The sequence below is a fragment of the Desulfovibrio piger genome (assembly GCF_012843875.1).
In the GTDB taxonomy this organism is placed as follows: Bacteria; Desulfobacterota; Desulfovibrionia; order Desulfovibrionales; family Desulfovibrionaceae; genus Desulfovibrio.
In genome coordinates this window covers 88,837-113,389 of record NZ_JABAFY010000002.1, presented here as the reverse complement: position 1 = coordinate 113,389, position 24,553 = coordinate 88,837, and the positions used below count along the sequence as shown (strand labels likewise).

Sequence of the window (24,553 nt, the reverse complement as noted above, 5' to 3'; positions counted from 1 at the left end):
TGTGGATGCATGGCATGCCTCGTGCGCATGGCGCTTTTGAAGGGTTGGTGAAAGGATCAGCGTCCGGTCCGTTGCCTGGAGCGGGTGCGCATGCGCCGTTCGGCCCGGTCCATGCCGCGGTCGAAGGCGGAGGCGCTCCCGCCGCCTTCCGGCGCGGATATCTCTTGCGCGGTCGTGCGCGGCGTCCTGTTGTCCAGCCAGGCTGCCAGTGCACGGATGCTGGTGTGCTCGAGCAGGGTCATGAGCGGGATATCCGTGCCCAGGCGTTCTCCGAGGGCGGCCTGTACGGCGACAAGATCAAGGGAACTCAGGCCCATTTCAAAGAAGCGGCTGTCGATGCTCATGTCGTCGCAGCCCAGGACATGCGCGATGGCTCCGGCCACCAGCCGTTCCGTCTCAGATCCGGGCTGTGCCCCCTTCATCCGGGGGAGTTCCTGGTCGGGGTCGAGTACGAGGCTCTTCCTGTCGACTTTGCCGGAGCTGGTCAGGGGAAGGCTTTCCCGCATCAGGATCATGCCGGGGACCAGGAAGGAGGGCAGACGCTCCGCCAGCCATTGCTGGAGCTCTTCCGGCGCCGGAGACGTGCCGGGCCGGCAGGCCACGAAAGCGGCCAGCACCTGGCCCGCCTGCCTGCCCCTGACCGTCAGGGCGGCGGCCTGTTCCACGAAAGGATGCTCCATGAGGGTGTTCTCCACCTCGCCCAGCTCGACCCGGTAACCGTTGATCTTGACCTGATTGTCCTGACGGCCGAGGAATTCGATATTGCCGTCGGGCATGTAGCAGCCCAGGTCACCGGTGGCGTAGAGGTCTTCCCCTGTGCCGGGGTGGCGTATGAAGCGTTCGGCCGTGCGTTCGGGATCCTTGAGGTACCCGTCGGCAAGACCGTCACCGGCGATGTGCAATTCGCCGGGGACCCAGTCCGGGCAGTCGCTGCCGTGGCGGTCGAGGATGAAGAACCTCTGGTTGGCCAGCGGTTTGCCGTAAGGGATGCTCTTCCATTGCGGCAGGACGTCTTCCACGGGGAAGAAATTGGACCAGATGGAAGCTTCCGTGGCGCCGCCGAGGCTGAAGAGCCGCAGCTCCGGCCAGAAGGCCCTGATGCGTCCGGGCAGGCCCAGGGGGATCCAGTCCCCGCTGAGCAGGGCGCAGCGCAAGGGCGGCAGGGCAGCGGGATGATGCTCCAGATGGGCGGCAAGGATCTGGAGGAAGGGGGGGGACGCTGTTCCAGATGCTCACCTGATGCCGGTGCATCAGCTCCAGCCAGTGGGCCGCTTCCAGACGTCTGGCGGGATCCGGCAGGACCAGGGCCCCGCCCGCGCCGAACAGGCCGAACATGTCCCAGACGGACAGGTCGAAGGTGAAGCGCGAAAGGGCAAGGACCCTGTCCGAAGACCGCAGCCCGGTCAGTTCGTTGACGGCCCTGATGGTGTTGACGGCGCGTTCGTGGCGGATCATGACCCCCTTGGGAGCGCCCGTGGAGCCCGAAGTGTGGATGACGTAGGCCAGCGCGTCAGGACGGCTGACGCATCTTTCGAAATCAAATTCGGAATTCAATTTCAATAAATCCTCATCCATGACCATGACGGGCAGGCCCGCGGGCCAGGGCAGGGACGCATGGCGGCGCTGCACCAGGACGGCCCCGGCCCCGGAATATTCGAGCAGATGCTTGAGGCGGGCAGGGGGGACAGCGGCATCCACGGGCATGTAGGCGTCTCCGGCACTGCTCACGGCCAGGGCCGCGACCGCTTCTTCCCAGCCGCCGTTGCTGACGACGGCCACAAGGCTGCCCTGGCCGCAGCCCCGGGCCATGAGCCTGCCGCAAAGGGCCTCGGCAGCCCTGCCCAGATCCCGGTAGCTCAGGCAAAGATCGCCGTCCGCCAGGGCCAGGGCCCCGGGGGCATCTCGCAGGGAACGGGCAAAAAGGCTGTCCAGCGTCCCGCGGCCCGCATGGGGGAACTCCCGGGTCGTGGCGTTGGCCGTGCGGCGGCGTCCCAGCTGTTCCTGCGGCAGCAGGGGCAACTGGGTCTGGTGCCAGATCCTGTCGTCCCGGGCCAGCATCCGGAGCAGGCGACAATAGGCGGAAAACATGCTGTCCACGAGCCCTTCGGGGAAGAGTTCGTCCACGGCATCCCAGTTGAACTCAAGGCAGTCGTCCACCTCGCGGACCTGATGGTCGATCCAGACCTGCGGCGTCTGCGTGATGTTGTAGACCATGCGCCCGAACGTGCGCAGGGCCGGATGGGTGCCGTGCTCGTCGCCGAAGCCGATGGTACTGGTGAAGACGATGGGGATGATGTCGGCGCTGGAACGGCCCGTGCATCTGCTCCATTCGCGGATGACCTCCACGCCGGAAAAGGTGCTGTGATCCATGTCGGCCCACAGCTGGGCCTGCAGGGCCCGTGCGCGCCGGAGGAAGGATGCCGTGCCGTCGAAAGAGCAGGCAAGCAGGCTCACGGACGTGAAGTCGCCCACGATCTCCCCGACTTCAGGATGCAGGGGCAGCCGGTTGAAAAGCGTGACATTGAGAGTGAACTCGTCCCGGCTGCTCCAGCGGGCCAGCACCTCGGCATAGCAGGCCAGCAGCAGGCCGGAGACCGTCAGCTCGTGCGCGGCGGCCTTTTGGCGCAGGTCCGCCCAGGTCTTCCGGTCGAGCTGCGCCGCATGGCGGACGAAGCGCGGGCGCTCCACCTGCGCGGGCGGGACGGCCAGGGGCAGGTCCGGCGCGGGCGGCAGGGCGGCGACACGCTCCAGCCAGTATTCTTTGTCCTTCCGGTAGCGCGGGCTCTTCCTGAAGGCTTCCAGTGCCAGCACATAGTCCCGGAACGAAAGGTCCAGGGGGGCCGGTTCCCGTTCAGGATACCGGTAGAGGCTTTCGAGCCCGTTCATCATCAGGTTCATGCTGTGCAGGTCGGCTACCAGCAGGTCCAGGCTGATGTGCAGGCGGATGGAACCGCCCGGCATCCGGGTGGCGGCCACACGGAACAGGGGCCATTCCTTCGCGGAGAGCACTTCATGACCCATGCGTTCCCGGCATTCCAGCACCATTTGTTCGGCAGCCCCGGCATCCAGGCCCGTCGCGTCCTGTACCGTGACGGTGAAGGGCGGCACCTCGGGCAGGATGCGTTGCCGTCCGTCCTCCATGATGACGCAGCGCAGCATGTCGTGATGCCGGATCAGCCTGTTCCAGCAGGCCTCCCAGCGGGGAAGGTCCAGATCATCCGTTTCCAGCTCGAGATAGACGTGGCAGGAGACATTGCCCAGCACGAGGGCGCCTGTCCGGCCCACCCAGTAGGCCTGTTGCATGTCCATGAGCGGGAAGGGCTCATGACGGGCGGCGCTGTCGGGAAGGATGACGGGCAGGTCCCCGTCCTGAGCCCTTTTCCCGGCGTCGAGCAGGGAGGCGATCCGGGAGGCCAGGGCATCGATGGTAGGCTCCTTGAACAGCAGGCTGCGATCCACCCGGATGCGGAACTGCTTTTCCAGCGACTGGAACAGGTCCAGGGCCAGCAGGCTGTCCACGCCCAGCTCGATAAGGTTGGCATCGCCGGGCAGGCTCGCGGCGTCGGTCCGCAGGATGGTCGCCACCTTGGCACGGACGGCCCGCATAACGGCATCCCGGCTGTCCCGGCCCGCGCTGTCCGCTTTGGGCGATACGGAGGCTTCGCGGTCGTCCGCTGTGGCGGGGCAGAGCGATCGCAGCAGGGGCGGCAAACGGTCGCTGTCGTAGCCTGCGGCATAGCGGGGCCAGTCCATATGCAGCACGGCGGCCCTGCACTCGTCGCGGGAGAGGAGGCGTTCCATGACGGCAAAGCCTTCCTCGGGCGCAACGGTATGGATGCCTAAACGGGAAAGGGTGCGGAGGTCGGCCTGACGTGCGGCCATGCCGGCATCACGGAAGGCGCCCCAGTTGATGCTGAGGGCGGGCAGGCCCAGATGGCGGCGGTACAGCGCGAGCTCGTCAAGGAAGGCATTGGCCGCCGCGTAGTTGCCCATGCCCATGGGGCCGAGGAAGGAGGCCGTGGAGGAGAACAGGACGAAGGCTTCCAGCTGGTGGTCCAGCGAGATCCGGTGCAGGTTCCAGGCACCCTCCGCCTTGGGGGCGAGGACCCGTTTGAAGCGCGACGCATCGAGGCGGAGGAGCCTGTCGTCATCCAGCGTCCTGGCCAGGTGCCAGATGCGCTTCAGAGGCGGCATGCCTTTCAGGGCGGAGTCCACGGCATGTCGCAGGGCGCTGCTGTCGGACACGTCGGCCAGGGCCAGACGGACAGTGCAGCCCTGTTGCCGCAGGTCTTCCAGCAGGGCCGCTTCCTCCGCCGCAGGCTGGCGGCGGGCCAGCAACAGCAGGTGACGGCAGCCCCGGCGTACGCGGTCGGCGCACAGGCGCAGGGCTATCCCGCCCAGGCCGCCGCTCACCAGTTCCGTGCCGGAGCATGCGGGATGCCCGGTTTGGACGGCGGCGGGCCAGCGCAGGATGATCTTGCCCGTGTGGCGCGCCTGCATCATGTGCCGGAAAGCAGCGTCATGGCGGTCGGCGGCAAAGACCGTGACCGGCAGCAGGGCCAGCTCTCCCCGGGCGCACCCCTGCATGGCACGCCGGAAGATCCCGGCCATCAGGTCGGGCCGGTCGCGTCCCAGCTCCACCAGATCCAAAGGACGGTAGCGCATGAGGCCGCGTTCGGTCCGGTAGTCGCCCGCCTGGCGCAGACCGCTCTTGCCCAGCTCCACGAAGCAGCCATTGTCCGCCACCAGCGTGAAGGAGGCTTCCTGCGTCTCGCCGGCCAGGGAGTTGAGGATGATGTCCACCCCCTGCCGCCGGTGGCGTCCAGGACTTCCTGGGCGAAGGCGGTGGAACGGGAATCCATGACCAGTTCCGCCCCGAGCGATCGGACCAGCTCCCGCTTGGCCGGGGTGCCTGCCGTGGCGAAGATGCGGGCACCGGCCCTGCGGCACACTGCCATGGTGGCGAGTCCCACGCCGCCGGAGGCCGCGTGGATGAGGACGGTCTGTCCGGCGCGGATGCCGGCAAGCTCCTCAAGTCCGTAGCAGGCCGTGATGTAGGCGACGGGCAGCGCGGCGGCCTGTTCGAACGAGATGTCCGCGGGCAGGGGGCAGGTCATGGCGGCAGGCAGGGTGATGTGGGTCCGCAGGCAACCATAGGCGCTGACCGCCACGCGATCCCCTACCTGGATGCCGGAGACGCCGTCACCCACAGCGGTGACGATACCGGCCCCGTCACTGCCCACGGCGGTCTCTTCGCCGGGGTAGATGCCCATGACCATCATGACGTCACGGAAGTTGAGGCTTGAGGCCGCAAGGGCCACTTCCACCTCGCCCGCTTCCGGGGAGCGGCGTTCCAGCGGCTGCTAGCGCAGGTTGTCGAGACCGGGACCTTCCATGACGAGGGCCCGGGGGCCTGTCGCTCCGTCGTCCCGGCCGTCGTCCGCCCTTACAAGGCGGGGCAGGAGGCGGCGGCCGTCACGCAAGGCCTGACGGTCTTCCCCGTCTTCGCAGGCAAGGGCCCGGAACAGGGTATCGTCGGCCTCCGGGTGCTGAAGATCCATGAGGCGCACGCGCAGGGCGGGATGCTCCATGCACACTACCGGGCCGAGGCCCCAGACGAGGGACTGGCCGGGCAACGGCCGTTCATGGGCGCCGGCCGCAATATCGGGGCCGAAAGTCCCGCTTGTGAGGATCACGAGATCGAGGCGGGCCTCCATGTCCCGTGCCCGCGCCTGCCGGACGATCTCCAGCAGGGGCAGCACGCTGCGGTCATAGGTCCCGTCAGGATCAGTCATGCCCGGGACGCCCAGGGGCCAGGCATCCACCACATGCAGGCGGCCCTGTCCGTCAGCAAGGGCATCCAGAGCCGCAGGAAGGCCGTCCCGTTCCGCATGGGAAAGGACGCGGCAGTGGCAGCCGTCAGATTCCAGGCGCGCCGCAAGTGCCTCGGCCAGGGGGCCGGGATCTGCCAGTACGAGCCAGCGCCCGTCCAGCCGGGCCCGGCCGGGGAGCTGTTCCCCCTCGATCCAGCGGACAGCGTAACGGGCGGCCTCCGGGGAACCGGCCTCTTCCTCGACGCTTTCAGGCGGCAGGGCACTCATGCGCAGGCCTTCCATGCGACCGACGGCTTCGCCGTTGCCGTCGAAAAGGCTGACGTCCAGCAGGAACGTGCCCGTATCGCCGGGATCCCCGGCCGGGCTTTCCCGCAGCTCCAGCATGACCTGCACATCAGCGGGGCACTGTTCCGGCAGGTCCAGATGCCGGCAACCCGCCGGGACGAAGATCCTGTCCGTATCCCTGTCCTGCTGGGGGATGCAGGAGAGCACACCCTGCAGGCAGGCGTCCAGCAGGGCGGGATCCCAGCCCCAACCGTCGTTGGAGTTGCCGGAGGAGACACGGGTCCTGGCCCTGCCCCGGCCGCTGCGGATCTCCCGCAACAGGCGGAAAGAAGGCCCGTACGAGACGCCAAGACCCTGCATGGCGGCATAATAGGCCGCTATGTCCTCGGTCATGTCCTCGTCGCTTGCCGGTGCCGCCGCAGGCATGGAGCATACCGGGCCTTCGATGCCGGCTCGCGCGGTCCTGTGCCAGGCCCCGGGCGCTTCGGGGGCGGTAGAGGTGAAGAGCTCCATGACGCCCCGTTCCCTGTCGCCTTCCAGGATGAGCTGGAAAAAGACGTCCCGGTCCCCGTCCAGCGGCAGGGGGTGAAGCAGGGCCACATGACCGAGACCGCAGTCCGCGCCGTATTCCCGGGCGGCGGCCGCGCGCAGGAGCTCGAGGAGCAGGCTGCCCGGGGCGATGCTCCTGCCCGCTACCCGGTGTTCCCGCATGCGTTCCAGTTCCTTGCCGCCAAGGCGGCCCCCGTAAAGGATCTTTCCTTCCGCAGTTGTGAAGCGTTCGCGCCATACGGGATGGGAGACGGCTTCACGGCCGGTGCCATCCGTGCCGGTGCTGTCTTCTTCAGGCCAGAAGCGGCGGCGCTGGAAGGGAGTCAGGGGAAGCCGGACGCGACGGGCGCCCAGGCGCAGGGCTTTTTCCTGGAGGGCGTCCAATGCCTTGTCGTCACCGGCCATGCAGGCCAGGGCCACCCGCTGGAGTCCGTCATCCATGAGGTCGCCGGGCACGTCCTGTGCCTCCGTATGTCCGGAAAGCAGCATCCCCTCGGGCATCCCGCCCCGGGCAAAGGCGTGCAAAGCCTCCCGGAGCGCGCCGGTCGAGGTGGCGCGGACGGCCAGCCGGACCTTGTCCCGGCTGCGTGAGGCCCTGGCCGTGAAGCAGATGTCGGCAAGGGAGGCGGACGGGGCCTCCAGCGCTTGGGCCATGCGTCCGGCAAGGGCACGCAGCATGGTCCCGGTGCGCGACGAAAGGACGAAAAGATCCGGCGTGCCGTCAGGCAGGTGGCGGGAATTCACCGGCTCTTCAGGAGCCTGCATGATGACGGCATGGGCGTTGGACCCGCCGATGCCGAAGGAGCTGATCCCGGCGGCGCGTGGTCTTTCCGCATCCTTCCAGTCCGCAAGGGCCGTGTTGATGTAGAAAGGGCTGGCGTCGAGGTCCAGGGCCGGATTGGCTTCAGGGGCATCGGCCATGCGGACGAGGGCGTTTTCCAGCGGATGATAATAATAGCAGCCGCCATCCAGCTCCCGGATCCTGCCGGGCCTGACCAGGACATAGACCTGTACGGCATAGGTCCAGCCCGCGGAGCCGTAACGGTGCCTGACCACCGGCCACTGGGGGATGTCCAGGCCGCGCAGGCAGCCCAGCAATCTTTCGAACGCTTCCCGTTCCATGGGGGCTTCGGTGAAGCGGCGCGACGAGATGCGGCGGGAGAACAGGGACAGGCTGGTGGCCTCGTCCTCCGTGGCGAGACCGATGCGGGGCAGGCTGTCGAGGTCCTTGCGGAGGTTGTGCCCCGCCTGTTTGTAGGCCAGGCGTTCCACGTCATCCACAAGGGTGATGCCGGCGTCCCTCATGCTCCGGTACCGGGCTTCGCGGGCTTCCGGGCTTTCATCGGACGGTGCCGGCATGACTGCCTGCGGTGCGGGAGACACGAAGCCGGCGAGCCTGTCGCCCTTGTCGCTCCTGAGGGCGATGACGGCGGCATTGCCCACGCCGGGGAGGGCGTTCAGGGCCCGTTCCACCTCGCCCAGCTCGATGCGGAAACCGTTGATCTTGACCTGGCTGTCTTTGCGGCCGAGGAATTCCAAAGTGCCGTCAGGCCAGTAGCGACCCAGGTCTCCCGTGCGGTACAGGGCCTGCCCGCTGCGGGGATGGCGGAAAAAGGCCGCGGCCGTTTTGGAGGGATCGTTGAGGTAGCCGCGGGCCAGGCCCGCCCCGGTGATGTACAGGTCACCGGCCACAAGATCCGGGCAGGGGTACAGGTCCTGGTCGAGGACAAGATATCCCTGGTTGGCCAGCGGACGGCCGTAGGGGATGCTGTGCCATTCTGCCGGGATACGGTCCACGATCTGGATGTTGGACCAGATGGCGGCTTCGGTGGCCCCTCCGAGGGCGGCAACGGTCATGTCCGGCCACAGTGCGTGCACGCGGTCCGGCATGGCAAGGGGGATCCAGTCGCCACTGAGCAGGGCCAGGCGCAGTCGTTCCGGCCTGTCTTCGGGGTGGTCGTCCAGATAGTCGAGCAGCAGCTGCATGAGCGAAGGGGTGCTGTTCCAGACGGTCACGCCCTGTTCCCGCATCAGGCGGCACCAGGCCGCGGGATCCCTCTCCTGTCCGGGAGCGGGGATGACGACGGCGCCGCCCGCTGCCGTGACGCCGAAAAGGTCGAACACGGAAAGGTCGAAGGACAGGCTGGCAAGGGCGATGACGCGGTCACGGGGCCCGAGGCCCAGACGCTGCCCCAGGTCCGCCAGGGTATTGTGGGCTGCGGCATGGCTGACCATCACCCCCTTGGGCAGGCCTGTGGAGCCGGAGGTATAGATGACATAGGCCAAGCCCTCCGGCGATACGTCCGTATCCGGAAGGGGCGCCGCGGCCGGGGCCGCTTGTTCCGGGAAGGCGCGGAGGACGGGGACGGCCTCGCTGCCGCAGGCTTCGGCCCTGGCTTCCAGGCCGGGCTGCACGAAGCAGAAGCGGACACCGGCATCCTTGAACATGTAGGCGATGCGCTTGTCCGGCAGGGAGGGGGACACGGGCAGATAGGCGCCCCCGGCCCGCAGGATGCCCATGACGGCCACGACCTGTTCCCAGCCCTTTTCCATCATGACGGCCACGATCTCGCCGGGACGCAGGCCCCGCGAACGCAGCCCGTTCCCCAGCAGGCGGGAGATGGGTTCGGCCTCGGCCCGGGACAGGCTGACGCCTTCGCCGATGACGGCGGCAGGGGCTCCATCCCGGGAGGCGTGGTCCAGGAAGGGGGCGAACAGCGTACGCGGCGGGATGGCCGCTTCTGTGGCATTGGCCGCATGGCGGACGTCTGCCTGTGATGCGGGCAGACGGTGCAGGGGCACAGGCTGCTGCCAGAGAGCGGCATCCTCGCACAGGGCCGTGAGGAAGTCGCCGTAGACGGTGAACATGGCATCGAGCATCCCCGAGGGGAACAGGTCTTCCACCGCATCCCAGGTATAGACGAGCTGGCCCCGGTATTCGCAGACCTGATGGTCCAGCCATACCTGCGGCGTCTGGGAGACGGCATAGGCCAGCTTCGCTCCCAGGCCGTCGGCCGCGGCGAACGGATCGTCACCGCTGAGGGGCAGGGCGCTGGTGAAGACGACAGCGGAGCGGGAGGACGTCATGTCCTCGCCGTGATCCTTTGCCAGTTCCCGCAGAACGTCCACGGCGGAGAAACGGCTGTGTCCCATGTCCCGGATCAGCTGCCTGCCGAGAGCCGTTGCGTGCTCCAGGAAGGTGGCGCCTTTTTCCCTTTGGACTTCGAGCAGCAGCAGGCGGGTGAAGTCCCCCACCACGGCCCCCATTTCCTCATGCCGGTACCGGCGGTCGAAGGTCGTGAGCATGAGGCAGAAGTGCGGTTGCGCCGTCCAGCGGGAAAGGACGAGGCTGAAGGCCGCCAGCAGCAGGCCGGAGGGCGTGAGCCCCTGTGCGCGCCCCATTTCCTTGAGGCGGGCCCAGCGTGCGGCATCCAGCATCGCCGTGCGACGATGGAAGCGGGGGGTGCCGAGGCTTTGCGGCGTCTGTGCCAGAGGCAGCTCGGGACCTGCGGGCAGGAAGGGCAGGCGCTGCAGCCAGTACTCCCTGTCCGCCTGCCAGGCGTGATGACGCAGCGCAGCATGTCATGCCGCCTGACGAGGGCATCCAGGGCTTTTTCCAGCCGGGGGACGTCCAGTCCCGTGAAGTCCGCTTCCACATAATTGCTGCAACTGACGCCACCCAGCGTCATGCTGCCGTCCCGTCCGATCCAGTAGGCGTGCTGCACGTCCGTCAGGGGGAAGGGCAGGTGCCTGTCTTCGGGACGGGCAACGATGTCCGTCATCTCCTGAGGGGCGGGAGCGGTCTGTCCCTGCAGGCACAGACGTTCCCGCAAGGCGGCCAGGGTGGCAGTTTCCATGAGCAGGGCCGGAGGCAGCGTCATGCCGAGGCGTCTGCTCAGGCGTTGCGCCAGCTCCATGAACAGCAGGGAATCGAAACCGGCCCTGACCAGGGGCGTCTCAGGGGAGAGGGAGACGTTTTCGGGCAGGCGCAGGACGGCGCGGGCCTCATGGGAAAGCAGCGCCAGGAGCTCCGCATCGTCAAGACGGTCCGCACGCGCAGTCTCCTGCATGACGCACGATACGTCGGGGATCTCCAGCGGGGCGGGAGAGCGGCGTGCGGGCAGGGCGGCAGGGGCGCCGGTCATGTCCGTGCCGCCGAACCAGAAGCGCTCGCGTGCAAAAGGATAGGTCGGCAACGGTATGCGCCGGGCAGCACTGCCCGCATGGACGGCAGCCCAGCGCACGTTTGTACCGCGTGTCCAGCAGCAGGCCAGCACCGCGGCCACATGCTGCGGCGTCGCAGCGGCATCGGGAGCGAAGGCGGGGAGCAGCAGCGGCGTGTCTGCGGTATTGCCGTCGGGAAGGTCGCCGGGACGCATGGCCAGGATGTCGGCGGATGGGGCAAGGCGCCGGGCCTGGGCGATGGCATGGGCTTCTTCCGGGGCTCCGGTCGTGGGGGCATATGCCTGCCAGAAGGCGGGATCGCGGGCTTCTGCGGCGGAGATGAGCCTGCTGCGGCCCAGATCGAACAGGGGGATGGAGACGGTCCCGGCTTCCGAGGCGCGGACCTTGAACTGCGGGATGGGGGCTCCATCACCTTCAAGGGCCCGGTACAGGGCAAGGCCGTCTTCCGGGTCGAGATGGCCTGCAAGGCAGGCCGCCACAGATACCGTCGCCGGTGTGCAGAGGATGGCCGCAGGTTCACCGAGCATACGGCGCCAGGCTTCGGCCGTGGCCATAAGAGCCAGGAACGCCCTTGCCTGTCCATCCGTCTCCGTCCCGGAGGGCAGCTGCTCCAGCAGTGCGGTGCGGACGGAGGCCAGCGGCGGGACATCCGGGAGGGAAGCGTCGGGGCAGCCCGCCATGCTGTCGAGGAAGAAGACCACCGGACGGTGCGGCGCGCTGTCCGGCACATGGCCCATGAAGGGAACGGGCATCCCCGAGGCGAGCTGTTCCAGCCCCCGGACGATATCCGGGCCCGCGAGGGCCGCACGGCAGGGCAGGGAGGCCCGGCCGGTGCCGCAGGTCAGGCAGGCATCGGCCATCTCCCGTTCCGGCGCCCGGGCAAGGTGTTCCCTGTAGTCTGCCGCCAGCTCCCGCAGCTGGCCTTCCGATGCGGCCGCCAGCGGCAAGACGGGGAGAGGTCCGGGGAGCGTGCCGGAAGGCGCGTCTGTCAGGGGAGCTTCTTCGAGGATGACATGGACATTGGTCCCGCCAAAGCCGAACGAGCTGACACCGGCCCGGCGGGGACGTCCCGGGGTCCGGGGCCACGGGGTGGTGGCGACGGGGATGGCGGCCGGGATGCCGTCTGTCCTGATTTCGGGATTGAGGCGTTTCAGGTGCAGGTGCGGCGGGATGGCCGCGGCCTGCAGGGCAATGAGGACGCGGCAGACCCCGGCAAGACCGGCGGCAGCCTCAAGGTGGCCGACGTTCGTCTTGATGGAGGAGACCAGCAGGGGGCGATCGGCCTCCCTGCTGCCGCTGTAGACATCGCTGATGGCGCCGAATTCGATGGGGTCGCCCAGGGGCGTGCCGGTGCCGTGGGCTTCGATGCCGTCGATGTCCGCGGCCGTAAGCCCGGCGTTATGGAGAGCTTCGCGCAGCAGGCGGGCCTGGGCCCGGCGGCTGGGGGCCGTAAGGCCGTTGCTCCGGCCGTCCTGGTTGACTGCCGAACCGCGGACGATGCCCAGGATGGGGTCCTGGTCGTTCAGGGCCCTTTCCAGCGTTTTAAGAACGAGCACTACGCAGCCTTCGGCGCGGACATAGCCGTCGGCGTCGGCGGAAAAGGTCTTGCAGCGGCCGTCCGGGGCCATGAGATGGGCGTCGGTGAAGATATCCTGTCCTTCGCTTCCGGCCAGGATATTGACGCCGCAGGCAAGAGCGGTCTCGCATTCGCCGTCCCGCAGGCTGCGGCAGGCCAGGTGCAGGGCCAGCAGCGAGGACGAGCAGGCGCTGTCTACGGCCATGCTCGGGCCTTCGAGCCCGTAGAAATAGGAAAGGCGGTTGGCCGCGATGCTGTGGGCGTTTCCCGTCCCCACATAGGCGTTGAGGCTCTGGCCGCACTGGAGACGGCGGTTCTCGTAATCGGAAGAGCTGATGCCCGTGAAGACGCCTGTGCGGCTGCGGCGCAAGCTGTCCGGCGCGATCCCGGCCCGCTCCAGGGCCTGCCAGGAGACTTCCAGCAGCAGGCGCTGCTGGGGATCGATCTCCACGGCTTCGCGGGGAGAGATACCGAACAGAGCGGCATCGAAAGCGCTGATGTTGTCCAGAAAACCGCCCCAGACAGCCCTGTCCCCGTCTTCAGGAGCGGCCGTACCATCCCGGTGGGCGGGGTCGCGCCGGGTGATGGCATCCTTGCCGCCGAAGAGCAGTGCCTCCAGAGCCTCGGGGCTGTCGGCGCCCGGCAGACGGCAGGCCATGCCGATGATGGCCACCGCCTGTTGTCCGGCGCAGTGCGCGGGCAACGGGGCTTCATCGGAAAGGTCCCCGGCCATGAACGACGCCAGCGAGGCGATGTCGGCATGGTCATAGAACAGGGTCGTGGGCAGAGGACGGCCGCAGGCCTGCTGCAATTCCCCGGTCAGGGCCACGGCCGTGGCCGATCCCATGCCCAGGGAGCTGAACGGCGTGTGCAGGCCCACGCTGTCCGGGGAAAGCCCCAGGCGCGCGGAAAGGCCGTCACGCAACCAGTTTTGCCAGGCCTCGCGGGAGGCGAGGCCATCCTGCTCCTGCGGGGGACGAGTCCAGGCGGGGGCCCCGGCGCGGGGCTCTTCCCGCCATTCCGCCAGTACGGGCAGTTCGCCGTGAAGGTAAAGATGGCGGCACAGGGACTGCTGGATCTTGCCGCTGGTGGTCTTGGGCACGCCATGCCGTTTGCAGAGGACGACGGCGCAGGGGGAGATGTCGAATTCTTCGGAAAGGCTGCGCCGGATGGCCGCCAGCGTCGCCTCGTGGGCTGTCGCGGGCAGGCGGGTCTCGAAGACCATGACCAGCCGTTCGCCGGCATCGCTGTCGATGCCGAAGGCGGCAGCGCCATTCTGCTCCAGCCCCGGCACGTTCTGCAGGACGCATTCCTCAAGGTCCTGCGGGAAAAAATTGCGGCCGTTGAGGATGATCATTTCTTTGCATCTCCCGGAGACGAAAAGATGCCCCCCGGACATGAAGCCCATGTCACCTGTCCGCAGGAAGGGCCCTTCGCCGGATCCGGCCAGCACGGCATGCAGGACGGTCTTCGTGGCTTCGGGCTGTTCCCAGTATCCCGGAGAAACGCACGTCCCCCTGATCCAGATCTCGCCCAGCTCCTTTTCTTCGACCTCCCGGCATGTCTGGGGATCGACGATGCGCACGTCGTTGTTACGCCCGGCCGTGCCGCAGGAAAGCAGCGGCATGGCATCGGCGTGCTGCTCCTGCAGGAAGCGTATGCGGCCTGCGGCATATTCCTGCTTGTCGAGAAAAACGGCAAAATCGCCGTCATTTTTCCAGCAGCCTGTGGTGAACAGCGTGTTCTCCGCAAGGCCGTAGCAAGGATAGAAACTGGCAGGATCGAGACCGGCGGAACTGAAACGCTCCAGGAAACGGCGGATGGTCTTCAGGCGGATGGGCTCGGAGCCGCAGTAGCAGACGGAAAGCGAACTGAGATCCAGCTCCCGGAGCCGATCCTCCGGGATGCGGTCGCAGCAAAGGTCGTAGGCAAAGTTGGGGCCGCCCGTCAGCTGGGCGCGATAGTGGGTGACGGCGCGCAGCCAGCAGAGAGGTTGGCGCAGGAAGGCCATGGGAGGCATGGTGACGCACAGGCAGCCCAGATGGAGCGGCGTCAGGATGCCGCCCACGAGGCCCATGTCGTGGAAGGGGGGCAGCCAGCTGACGGTGGGAATATTTTCCCGGAGCCGCATGTGCCCGGCGATGCTGTCCAGATTGGCCATGATGTTGCCGTGAGTGATGATGACTCCTTTGGGGCTGCTGGTGGAGCCGGAGGTATATTGCAGCCATCCGGGCGTATGCGCAGTCAAAGGAAGTTCCTGCCAGAACCGGGACAGGGTATCGTCGGTCTCATCAAGGCAGATGATCCGTATGCTGTCGGCAAAATGGACGCGTTCGGCCAGTTCTTCCACCGCCTTGCACAGACGTGCGGAAGTGATGAAGACGCGTGAGCCGGAGTCTTCCACAATGCGGGCCAGACGATTGAATGTGCGGGCCATGCGGGCCAGACCTGGAGGTGTCATGGGAACGGCGATGGCCCGCGCGTACAGGCAGCCGAAAAAGGCCGCGATGAATTCCAGGCCCGGCGGCAGCATCAGCAGGACGGGACGGCCGTCGCCCTGACCTGTGGCCTGGATGGCCGCGGCAATGGCACGCGCCCGCATGTCGAGGCGGCTGTACGAGCAGAGCTCGGCATTTTCCGCTTTTCCGTCGGGAAGAAAACTGAGCGCCGGAGAGTCGGGGTGGCTCAGGGCTTTTTTACGGATGCCGTCGATGATGGAGACGAAGGCATCATCTCCGGTCTTGCATGTCGTACCGGGACACTGCGTCGCCATGTTCCCTCCTTTTCTGGGTGGGCCAGAGCAAAGGGCATCCCGTGGGCACGGCGGACAGACCGGTAGCGGATAAGCGCACGAAGGAGCGGGGCCGTTATGCCGGGGGGTGTTTGTTCTGGCAAAGTGCCCTGGAGCGTTCAGCTGGAAGCTGGCACCGGGCATACAGGACAGCAGGGAGTTCCGCAGAAAGGAGCAAAGGAGGATCTTCTGGATATGATGCCGGGGAGAATCATGGAGGCCAGGCCGGTGAGGGACACGGGGAGGCGTTTGCCGCGGGGCAGGCTGGATGCGGCGGAGAGCGAGCGGGAGGCAGGGTAGTGCATGGCAATGGGGTCTGGCTGAGGGTGTGGGAGGTTTCTTGATAAAACATATTGAAAAAGAATTTCAAAGTCAATAAAGAAAACGTAATTCTTCAAAAAAAATTATATTTTCGTAAAAAAGTCGTTCCTCCTCGTGTAAACGAAGGCACGACATGCTGAAAATCATCGGGGGGCTTGCTGGTGGTACGGCGGGATTCGCCGGGAGCAGACAGGGACAAAAAAAGCCTGTCCCCAAGGACAGGCTTTTTTACGTGCAATGTGTGTGTCGCAGCTAATCCGCCGCGATCTCGTACTGGTCCAGTTTGTCCCAGATGGCGGTGATGACCAGGGCCATGACCGCGGCCAGACGGGCCTGGATCTTCTTCAGGATCTCGGGCGTGATGCGGCTGTCCTCGTCATAGCCCAGGCGGCGGCAGAAGAGCACGGGGCACTGGTGTTGCTTTTCCTGCGCCAGCAAGGGCATGTAGGCGGCAAAGGGGCCGTCCACGAAGGCATTGAGGCTGTCCTCGGAGACAGGCACGGCCTGGGTATGCAGGCTGGCGCCTTCGGCTTTGGCCGTGGCGGCCAGCAGTTCGCCGGTGCGGCGCAGATAGCCCACCAGCACGCTATTGGGCGCGTGCTGCATGAGCCCGGCCGTGACCGTGGCGTGGACGAAGGCCCGCCACTCGGCGCAGAAGTCGGGCAGGGCGCCGGGCTCCGTCAGGCAGGCTTCGGGGATCTCCGCACCGAAAGCCAGATTGACGATATGCTCGCGCTTGCTGTTGAGCTCAAAGAGGATGCAGGCGGCATCCATGCCCTGGGCGGCGGTCAGTTGTTTCTTGGCTGCCATGACGGCCTCACTTCTGGTGATAGCGGGAAAGATAGACCTCATAGCCGTGGGCGCGCAGCTTGCAGGCCGGGCACTGGCCGCAGCCGTAGCCCCAGGGATAGCGCTCGCCGCGCGTGCCCTCGTAGCAGGTATGGCTCTGCTCAAGGATGCAGTCCACCAGCGGCATGCCGCCCAGATCTTCGGCCAGGCGCCAGGTATTGGCCTTGTCCAGCCACATGAGCGGCGTATGCAGCACGAAATGGCTGTCCATGCCGGTATTGAGGGCCACCTGCATGGCCTTGATGCTGTCGTCGCGGCAGTCCGGGTAACCGGAGGAGTCGCTCTCGCACACGCCCAGCACCAGATGGCGGATGTTTTTGCCGTAGGCCCAGGCTGCGGCGTGCATGATGAACAGCAGGTTGCGGCCCGGCACGAAAGTGTTGGGGATGCCTTCGCCTTCCTGCTCGATGGGCATGTCCGAGGTCAGGGCCGTGTCGGCCAGCTGGCGGAACAGGCTGATGTCCAGCAGGGTGTCGGGCCCCAGACGGTCCTGCCATTCCGGCTTGAGGGCCGCGATGGCGCTGCGGACCTTGCCGCGGCATTCCAGTTCCACGGAGTGGCGCTGGCCGTAATCGAAGCCCAGCGTATGGACGCGGGCAAAGCGGGAAAGGGCCCAGGCAAGGCAGGTGGCCGAATCCTGGCCGCCGGAAAAGATGACCAGGGCCTGCTGGTCGGAAAGAGGAGGCTGATGGGACATGATCTTATTTTTCCTCCGGCCAGAAGGGGCAGACTCGGGCCGGGGCATAACCGGCCATGAAGGCATCCATGAGGGTGCCGAAATGGATGCGGTTGCGGGGCTTCATCTTCTGGGCGTCAGGGCAGTCGGCAGGGAAGAAGCGCAGGGAATTGCGGTTGCCGGTGTAATTCTTCAGGGCTTCGGGGCGGGAGAGCACCTCGGCCCACATGCCGCGCCGTTCCTTGATGGCTTCGGCCTGCAGGCCCAGCAGCCAGTCCTGGTACTCCTTGTCCAGCCCCTTGTGGGGATAGAAGAAGGCCGCGCCTTCACGCACCATGATGCCGTTGAGCGAGCGACCGTCCTTGAGGCGCACGTCCGCGACGATGCGGCCGTACTTGTCCTTGCCTTCCTTGTCCACGGCAAAGAACCGGACCTCCTGGCCGCGGGCCAGACGGGTGAGCAGTTCCCGCGCTTCGCGGGCGTAGAACTGGGGCTTGCCCTTGCGGGGCTTGAGCTCCGGCGTGTCGATGCCGGCCATGCGCACGCGGCTGCGGTTGGTCAGCTGCATGGTGTCGCCGTCCAGACAGGAGGCCACCGAGGTCTTGCCCCGGACGGCGATCTGTTCCAGATGGGGCAGAGCGTCCGTCTGTGCGCGGCCCGTGCCGGGGAGGGCCCCGGCCACGAGCACGCAGCACAGGAAAAGGATCAGGCAGAGGCTACGCAGCATGACTAGTTTTCGTAGTAGGAACGCAGGGGCTGGCTGCGCACGGGATGACGCAGCTTGCGCAGGGCCTTGGCCTCGATCTGGCGGATGCGTTCACGGGTGACGTTGAAGAGCTTGCCCACTTCTTCCAGGGTATGGTCGCTCTTTTCGGCGATACCGAAACGCTTGCGCAGCACCTGTTCCTCGCGGGGCGTCAGATCGGCCAGCACGGCCGCCAGCTGTTCGGACAGCTTGGTATTGATGACTTCCTCGGCGGGGGCCACGGCCTTCTTGTCCTCGATGAAATCGCCCAGGCTGGAATCTTCCTCGTCGCCGATGGGCGTTTCCAGCGAGATGGGTTCCTTGGCGATCTTGAGCACTTTCTTGACCTTTTCCACCGGGTATTCCATGCGCTCGGCGATCTCTTCGGGCGTGGGATCACGGCCCAGCTCCTGCACCAGGTAACGCGAGGTGCGGATGAGCTTGTTGATGGTCTCGATCATGTGCACCGGGATACGGATGGTGCGGGCCTGGTCCGCGATGGCGCGGGTGATGGCCTGACGGATCCACCAGGTGGCGTAGGTGGAGAACTTGTAACCGCGCTGGTACTCGAACTTGTCCACGGCCTTCATGAGGCCGATGTTGCCTTCCTGGATGAGGTCCAGGAACTGGAGACCGCGGTTGGTGTACTTTTTGGCGATGGAGACCACCAGACGCAGGTTGGAGCGGATGAGCTCCTGCTTGGCGCGCATGGCGGCGGTGTTGCCGCGCTTGATGCGCCACAGCACTTCTTCCAGGTCGTTGACGTTGTGGCAGCACTTTTCCTGCAGACGGCTCAGGATCTCGATCTTGCCGATGATCATTTCCTTGAAGGAGAAGAGCTCGTCCACGCTGAGCTTGAGGTCGCGGGCGGCATCATTGGGATTGATGGTGCGCTGCTCAAGGCCGGTGAACATCTCCTGGATCTCGGCCTGGGTACGCCCGGTGGACAGGATGTAGGCCGAAAGGTCGCGCTGGCAGTTGTGCATCTGGCGCACGTAGTCCTCGACCGTTTCGATGATGCGGTCGATGAGGGTCTTTTCCAGCTTGATGTCGCGCAGGCGGGTGACGATCTCTTCCTTGTAGCTGATGATCTCCTTCTGGATGGCGGTCACCTTGCGGTCAAGGGTGTTGCAGTCGTCCAGCTTCTTGTAGATCTTGCGCTTTTTCTTGAAGATCTGCTTGATCTCGTCCAGCAGCAGGATGACGCGGGAGCGCTGGTTGAGCTCGTCTTCGCTGGGATCGTCTTCTTCGATGGTCTTGACCACGTCCTTGAGCTTGATGCGGTTCTGGCGCAGGTCCTCGCCCACGTTGATGAGCTCTTCCACGGCCACGGGCACTTCCACCAGGGCGTAGAGCACGTCCTGCTCGCCCATCTCGATCTTTTTGGCGATGACCACTTCACCGTCGCGATCCAGCAGGGGCACGGCGCCCATCTCGCGCAGGTACATGCGCACCGGGTCGGTGCTGCGCGAGGAATAGTCGGCGGATTCTTCGTCTTCGGCCAGCTCCAGGGAGCCGTCCATGGCGTCGTCGTCGGTTTCGGTGGGCGTGGCGGAGATTTTTTTGCCGTCCTTTTCGGAATCGACGATGGCGATCTCCAGCTGCTCAAAGATGCCGATGATCTCCTCGAACTGCTCGGGAGTGTTCATCTCCACGGGAAGGGCTTTGTTGACCTCGTCGAAGGTCAGGTAGCCCATGCCCTTGCCCTTGGCGATGAGGCTTTGAATTTGCTGGATATCTTTAAGATTGCTCATGTCCCTGCTCCAAGGTTTCCTGCAGTGCGCGAAGATATTCCAAATCAGCGGCAAAGTCGCCGGTGCCGGTGTTCTGCCGCAGGGCGGCCGTCACGGACTGGCGCTGGGTTGCCGCATAATAGGCATCAAGATCATGGCGCAGGGCTTCCAGCTCCCTGTCGCCGTCATCACGGGGGGCCGCTTCGGCGCCCCGGCAGAAGGACCAGAAATTCTTTTCGCGCTGGTCCAGATGGTAGGGGGCCTCGTCAGAGCCCCATTCTTCGATCTTGTCCCACAACTGACGGGCGATGTCCGACTGCAGGGCCAGGTCAGCGCCCAGATCCCGCAGATCGTCCAGTCGGTCGGGGTAGCGGACCGCATACATCATGATCTGGCGGTCCCGCATGTTCTGTCGCGCCCGGCTGGGGCGCGTGGTCTGTCCGTCAGGGCCGGGACGTCTGCTGTCGGCCAGTCCCTGACGCAATTCCGCCTCGGAAAGCTGCAGGTGGGTGGCCAGCCGTGACACATAGGGGCTGACCAGCTCCGGCACTTCCACATGGCGCAAAAAATTCTTGGCCCATTCCACGGTCTCGCGCGGGGCCAGGGCGCGCAGCACGTCCAGACAAAAACGCAGCCCGTCCGGCGCCTGGGCCTGCAGGGCCTCGAAGGCCTCCACGCCCTGCGTGCGCAGCAGGCTGTCGATGTCCTCGCCTTCGGGCATCAGGACAACGGTGCAGGCCAGACCGCGGGTGAGCAGCATCTCGCAGGAACGCAGGGCGGCCTTGCGGCCGGCGCGGTCCCCGTCGAACAACAGGGTGAGCTGCGAGGTGAAGCCCGAAAGACGTTTGATCTGGTCCGGGGTCAGGGCGGTGCCCAGCACGCCCACGGCATTGTCGTAGCCGAACTGGTGCAGGGTCAGCACGTCCATGTAGCCCTCGGTCAAAAGGGCCCGTCCCTTTACAGTAATGCCTTTTCTGGCCTGGGCAAGACCGTAAAGATGTTCTCCTTTCTTATAGATGGGCGTATCGGAACTGTTGATGTACTTGGCTTCGTCCTCGTCCGCGATGATGCGCCCGCCAAAGGCGATGACTTGGTTGGAAAGGTTTTTGATGGGAAAGATGAGACGGCCCCGAAAGCGGTCATAGACCGAGCCCCGGTCCGAGCGTCCCACCAGTCCGGCCTCGGCGGCCAGGCGCATGTCGTAGCCCGCGCGCTGCAGGGCCAGGTCCAGCGAATGCCAGTCACGCCGCGCCCAGCCCAGACCGAAACGCTCCACGACATCCGGGCTCAGGCCGCGCCGCTGTATGTAGGCCCGGCACTCCTCGGCTTCCGGGCTTTTGAGGGCCGCGGCAAAATGGGCCGCCGCCAGCTCGTACATGCGCAGCATGGTCTGGCGGGAAGAACGCCGCTGCCGGTCTTCTTCCTGCCGTTTTTTGTCAACGGGCCCGCGATCCAGCGTGATGCCGGCCTCGGCGGCCAGCTGCTCCAGGGTCTCGCGGAAATCCAGGCCGTTGATGCGGCCGTAGAAATCGAAGATGTCCCCGGACGCCTGGCAGCCGAAACAGTAGAACAGGCCCTGTTCCTCGTTGACCGAGAAACTGGGCTTGGTCTCCTGATGGAAGGGGCAGGGCGCCACCCAGCGCGGCCCGTTACGCTTGAGATCCACGTAACGGCGCACGATATCCGTGATGTTGAGCCGCTCCTTGATGGCGCGGATGGCATCTCTGGACTGCATGAGGCCCTCGCCGGACTGCCCGGCTGTGCTAGCGCAGGTTGACGATGGTCATGCCATCGCCGCCGCGATCCTCCGGAGCGGTGGCAAAACGGGCCACGGCCGGGAAGGAGCGCAGAAAATCATGGATCTGGCGACGCAGGGCGCCGGTGCCGCGACCGTGCACGATCTCCACTTCACTGAAGCCGGAAAGCAGGGCCTTGTCCAGGAAGCGTTCCACTTCGGCCTGGGCCTGGTCGGCACGCATGCCGCGCAGGTCGAGGCGCAGGGCGGGCGCATCGTCGTTGGCGATGGCGGCCTTGACCGGGGAGACGCGCTGCGGCGCACGGGGGGCCGCAGCCTGGGCGGACTGGCCGCTCTGGCGCACGTCCTTCATGGCGGCCCACAGGCTCACGCCGTTGAGGTCCACGCGCACGCGCTTGCGGCGTTCGTCCACGTCGGTCACCACGCCGCGCTTGTTGAACACGGTATGGAAGACCTGCTGGCCGGGCGCGAAATGTTCGATCTGCGGCAGCACCGAGGTCTCTTCCTGCACCACGGGCGCGGCCAGATCGGCACGCAGGCGCGACATCTCTTTCAGGGCCTGCTTGTGGGTGGCGCGGCCTTCCTTCCAGGCGCGCATGAGCTCGCCGGCCTTGGCGCGCACTTCGTCATGCAGGCGCAGGCGTTCCTTCTCGGTCTTCTCACGCATGATCTGGGTGTCGCGGCGGGCCTTTTCCTGCTCCTGACGCAGGCGGGTGATCTCCTGTTCGCGCTCGGCGGCCAGGGCATTGAGGCGGCCCAGCAGGGCGCTGGTGTCCTGCCCGTCCTGCAGGAGATAATGCTCCGCACGGCGCAGGATGCTTTCCGGCAGGCCATGCTCGCGGGCCACGTCCAGGGCCTGGCTGGCGCCCACCTGGTCGTAGGCCAGCTTGAAAAGGGGCTTCTTGCTCTGCGGGTCGAAGAGCACCGAAGCGGCCCGCGCGCCTTCGCGCGACAGGGCGTAGGTCTTGAGGGCCGGGAAGTGGGTGGCGGCCAGCACGAAGGTCTGCTTGTCCAGCAGGCCGTCCAGCACGCCCTGGGCCAGGGCCGCGCCCTGGGCGGGGTCGGTACCGGCGCCGAATTCGTCCAGCAGCACGAGGCCGGTGCTGTCCAGATGCTTCCAGGCCTTGGCCAGATGCTGGATCTGGGCCGTGAAGGTGGAAACGTTGTCTTCCAGGCTCTGCTCGTCACCGATGAAGGCATCCACACGGCCGAACCAGGGCAGATGCGAACCGGCGGCCGCGGGCACGGGCAGGCCGCTCAGGGTCATGGCCACGCACAGGCCCAGGGTCTTGAGGCAGACGGTCTTGCCGCCGGCGTTGCCGCCGGTGATGATGAGGGCCCGTTCGCCGGGACGCAGCACGATGTCCAGCGGGCGCACCTGCTGCAGGCCGCCGCTCTTGCCGCGTTCGTCCTTGCGCTGGCGCAGGCTGACCAGGGCCAGCAGGGGATGGCGGGTCTCCAGCAGGCAGACGCCTTCCTCCACGGGCGAGAGCGGCACGCAGCGGCCGTCGTATTCGGCGGCCAGGCGGCGCTTGGCCTGCAAAACGTCCAGCTGGGCCAGCAGTTCCAGGGCGGCACGCGCCCCGGGCAGTTCGGCCAGCAGCAGGCTGCGCAGATAGGCCAGCACCTTGTGCTCTTCCTCGCGCTCCTCGCGCTTCAGCTCCTGGAGGCGGTTGTTGATCTCCACCAGGAACATGGGCTCGAAATAGCAAGTCTCGCCGGTCTGGGACCAGTCATGGATGATGCCCTGCATGCGGCCCTTGAAGTTGGCCTTGAGGGGCAGCACATAGCGGTCCGAGGACAGGGTCATGAACTCGTCCTGCAGCCAGGCCAGCATATTGTACTGCATGGCGTAGTCCTTGACCCGGCGCATGCAGTTCTGGTGCAGGCGGCGCAGTTCGCTGCGCACCTGGAAGAGTTCGGGCGAGCTCTCGTCGCGGATCAGGCCGTCATCGGAGATGCAGCGCAGCAGGGCCGCCGTGAGCTGCACGGGCAGCGGCGTTTCCTGGGCCAGGGCCAGCAGGTGCGGCCACTGGTCCTCGGCTTCGGGCAGGGCGATGGAGGCATGGGCGGCCTTGGCCAGCCGCAGCATCTCGCGCAGGGCCCAGAAGGCATCGGTATCGGGCTGCAGGCCGGGCTTTTCGGCCACCCGCAGGAAGGCGCCCACATCGGGGAAGGACCCCAGGGCAAAGCCGCCCTCGCCCATGGGACGGGCGGCCCAGACGGCGGATTCGTCATACAGGCGCGCCGCGTGGGTGACGGCGGCGGCGTCTTCCAGCGGACGCAGCTCAAGAGCACGCTCGCGGCCGGCCGGGGAAAGGCACAGGCTGGCGAGGTGCTCCGTGATCTGCGGGAATTCGAGCGCGTGGAGAGTGCGGCTGTGGATCATGGATGCTCTTAGGCGGTCAGGCGGGCCTTGACGGCGGCGGAAAGGGCCTTGCCGTCCACACGGCCCTTGTGGGTGGCCATGATGGCGGAGATGACCTTGCCCATCTCGCGGGGCGAGGTGGCGCCCACTTCGGCGATGGTGGCATCGATGAGGGCGGTCAGTTCTTCTTCGGTCAGGGGCTTGGGCAGATAGCTCTGGATGACGGCCAGTTCGGCGGCTTCCTTGTCGGCCAGATCCTGACGGCCGGCGGAGGTGTACTGCTCGATGGAGTCCTGACGCTGCTTGCCTTCCTTGATGATGAGGTCGAGCATCTCGGCATCGTCCAGGGTGCCGCCGGGACGGCACAGGTCCACCAGACGGTTCTTGACGGCGGTCTTGAGCAGGCGCAGGACGGTCAGACGCACGGCGTCCTTGGCCTTGTAGGCCTGGACGTAATCTTTTTCGATAGTTTCAAACAGGCTCATGGCGTTGGGATGGGTAGGGGGTGAAAAGAGGAACTGCGGAAGACCACGAGGGCCTTCCGCAGTTCAAAGGTGACGTGCAAGGCCTGAGAACTAGGCCATGTTCATCTTTCTGATTTTCTTCATCAGGCGCTTACGGGCAGCAGCCTTCTTCTTCTTGCGCATCACGCTGGGCTTTTCGTAGTGCTGGCGCTTTTTCATTTCGGACAGCACACCGGCCTTTTCCACCTGCTTCTTGAAGCGGCGCAGCGCGATATCGAAGTTGTAATCGTCTTCGTTCAGAAACACTCCGGGCACGAATATCACCCCCTCCTGCGAGAGCTCCGGCCAGGCCGGGCAATGACGCGGGCGTCATTCGACCTTGTTTGCAAGGTCAAGGACAGTCTTGTAGTCCTGATGCCCA

10 protein-coding genes and 3 pseudogenes are annotated in these 24,553 nt (G+C 66.1%); all 13 read right to left on the bottom strand.

Translation table 11 applies throughout. From position 1 onward, the window contains the following. Positions 1–56 precede the first annotated feature (56 nt). The 13 genes and pseudogenes from HF854_RS12820 to rpsU all read right to left on the bottom strand — a co-directional run bounded on the left by HF854_RS12820 (position 57) and on the right by rpsU (position 24,447). Positions 57–1,163, bottom strand: coding sequence for a non-ribosomal peptide synthetase (locus HF854_RS12820; protein ID WP_277347612.1), 1,107 nt, complete (start codon positions 1,161–1,163; stop codon positions 57–59). A 70-nt stretch (positions 1,164–1,233) separates the two neighbouring features. Continuing rightward, positions 1,234–4,803: pseudogene (locus HF854_RS12610) on the bottom strand (SDR family NAD(P)-dependent oxidoreductase); the annotation flags it as partial. 56 nt (positions 4,804–4,859) lie between these two features. Further along, positions 4,860–5,327: pseudogene (locus tag HF854_RS12605) on the bottom strand (alcohol dehydrogenase catalytic domain-containing protein); the annotation flags it as partial. 36 nt (positions 5,328–5,363) lie between these two features. Next, the gene (locus HF854_RS01055) at positions 5,364–10,184 is read right to left on the bottom strand and encodes an amino acid adenylation domain-containing protein (RefSeq protein ID WP_277347611.1); all 4,821 of its coding nucleotides are present in this window, start codon (positions 10,182–10,184) and stop codon (positions 5,364–5,366) included. A gap of 320 nt (positions 10,185–10,504) precedes the next feature. Further along, positions 10,505–15,202: pseudogene (locus HF854_RS12600) on the bottom strand (beta-ketoacyl synthase N-terminal-like domain-containing protein); the annotation flags it as partial. 591 nt (positions 15,203–15,793) lie between these two features. Next, the gene (locus HF854_RS01035) at positions 15,794–16,351 is read right to left on the bottom strand and encodes a hypothetical protein (RefSeq protein WP_006003923.1); all 558 of its coding nucleotides are present in this window, start codon (positions 16,349–16,351) and stop codon (positions 15,794–15,796) included. 7 nt (positions 16,352–16,358) lie between these two features. Then, a complete protein-coding gene (gene queC / locus HF854_RS01030; RefSeq protein WP_168934618.1) occupies positions 16,359–17,087 on the bottom strand; it encodes a 7-cyano-7-deazaguanine synthase QueC in 729 nt (242 codons plus the stop codon). Between the two features lie 4 nt (positions 17,088–17,091). After that, positions 17,092–17,793 (bottom strand): thermonuclease family protein, encoded by a 702-nt coding sequence (locus tag HF854_RS01025; protein ID WP_168934617.1) that lies wholly within the window; start codon positions 17,791–17,793, stop codon positions 17,092–17,094. 2 nt (positions 17,794–17,795) lie between these two features. After that, entirely contained in the window at positions 17,796–19,565 is a 1,770-nt protein-coding gene (gene rpoD, locus HF854_RS01020; protein ID WP_006003927.1) for an RNA polymerase sigma factor RpoD, read from the bottom strand. Next, complete coding sequence (gene dnaG / locus HF854_RS01015; RefSeq protein WP_168934616.1) at positions 19,552–21,279, bottom strand: DNA primase; 1,728 nt, start codon at positions 21,277–21,279, stop codon at positions 19,552–19,554. Before dnaG ends, rpoD begins: the two co-directional genes overlap by 14 nt. A 28-nt stretch (positions 21,280–21,307) precedes the next feature. Next, entirely contained in the window at positions 21,308–23,689 is a 2,382-nt protein-coding gene (locus HF854_RS01010; RefSeq protein WP_205905990.1) for an endonuclease MutS2, read from the bottom strand. An 8-nt stretch (positions 23,690–23,697) separates the two neighbouring features. After that, complete coding sequence (locus HF854_RS01005) at positions 23,698–24,153, bottom strand: GatB/YqeY domain-containing protein (protein WP_168934615.1); 456 nt, start codon at positions 24,151–24,153, stop codon at positions 23,698–23,700. A gap of 90 nt (positions 24,154–24,243) precedes the next feature. Next, complete coding sequence (gene rpsU / locus HF854_RS01000; protein WP_040368982.1) at positions 24,244–24,447, bottom strand: 30S ribosomal protein S21; 204 nt, start codon at positions 24,445–24,447, stop codon at positions 24,244–24,246. Positions 24,448–24,553: the final 106 nt, after the last annotated feature.

Bases quoted from the DNA above. Each gene is read 5' to 3' on its own strand.
- HF854_RS01035 (WP_006003923.1), bottom strand. From the start codon at position 16,351: ATGGCAGCCAAGAAACAACTGACCGCCGCCCAGGGCATGGATGCCGCC.
- queC (WP_168934618.1), bottom strand. From the start codon at position 17,087: ATGTCCCATCAGCCTCCTCTTTCCGACCAGCAGGCCCTGGTCATCTTT.
- HF854_RS01025 (WP_168934617.1), bottom strand. From the start codon at position 17,793: ATGCTGCGTAGCCTCTGCCTGATCCTTTTCCTGTGCTGCGTGCTCGTG.
- rpoD (WP_006003927.1), bottom strand. From the start codon at position 19,565: ATGAGCAATCTTAAAGATATCCAGCAAATTCAAAGCCTCATCGCCAAG.
- dnaG (WP_168934616.1), bottom strand. From the start codon at position 21,279: ATGCAGTCCAGAGATGCCATCCGCGCCATCAAGGAGCGGCTCAACATC.
- HF854_RS01010 (WP_205905990.1), bottom strand. From the start codon at position 23,689: ATGATCCACAGCCGCACTCTCCACGCGCTCGAATTCCCGCAGATCACG.
- HF854_RS01005 (WP_168934615.1), bottom strand. From the start codon at position 24,153: ATGAGCCTGTTTGAAACTATCGAAAAAGATTACGTCCAGGCCTACAAG.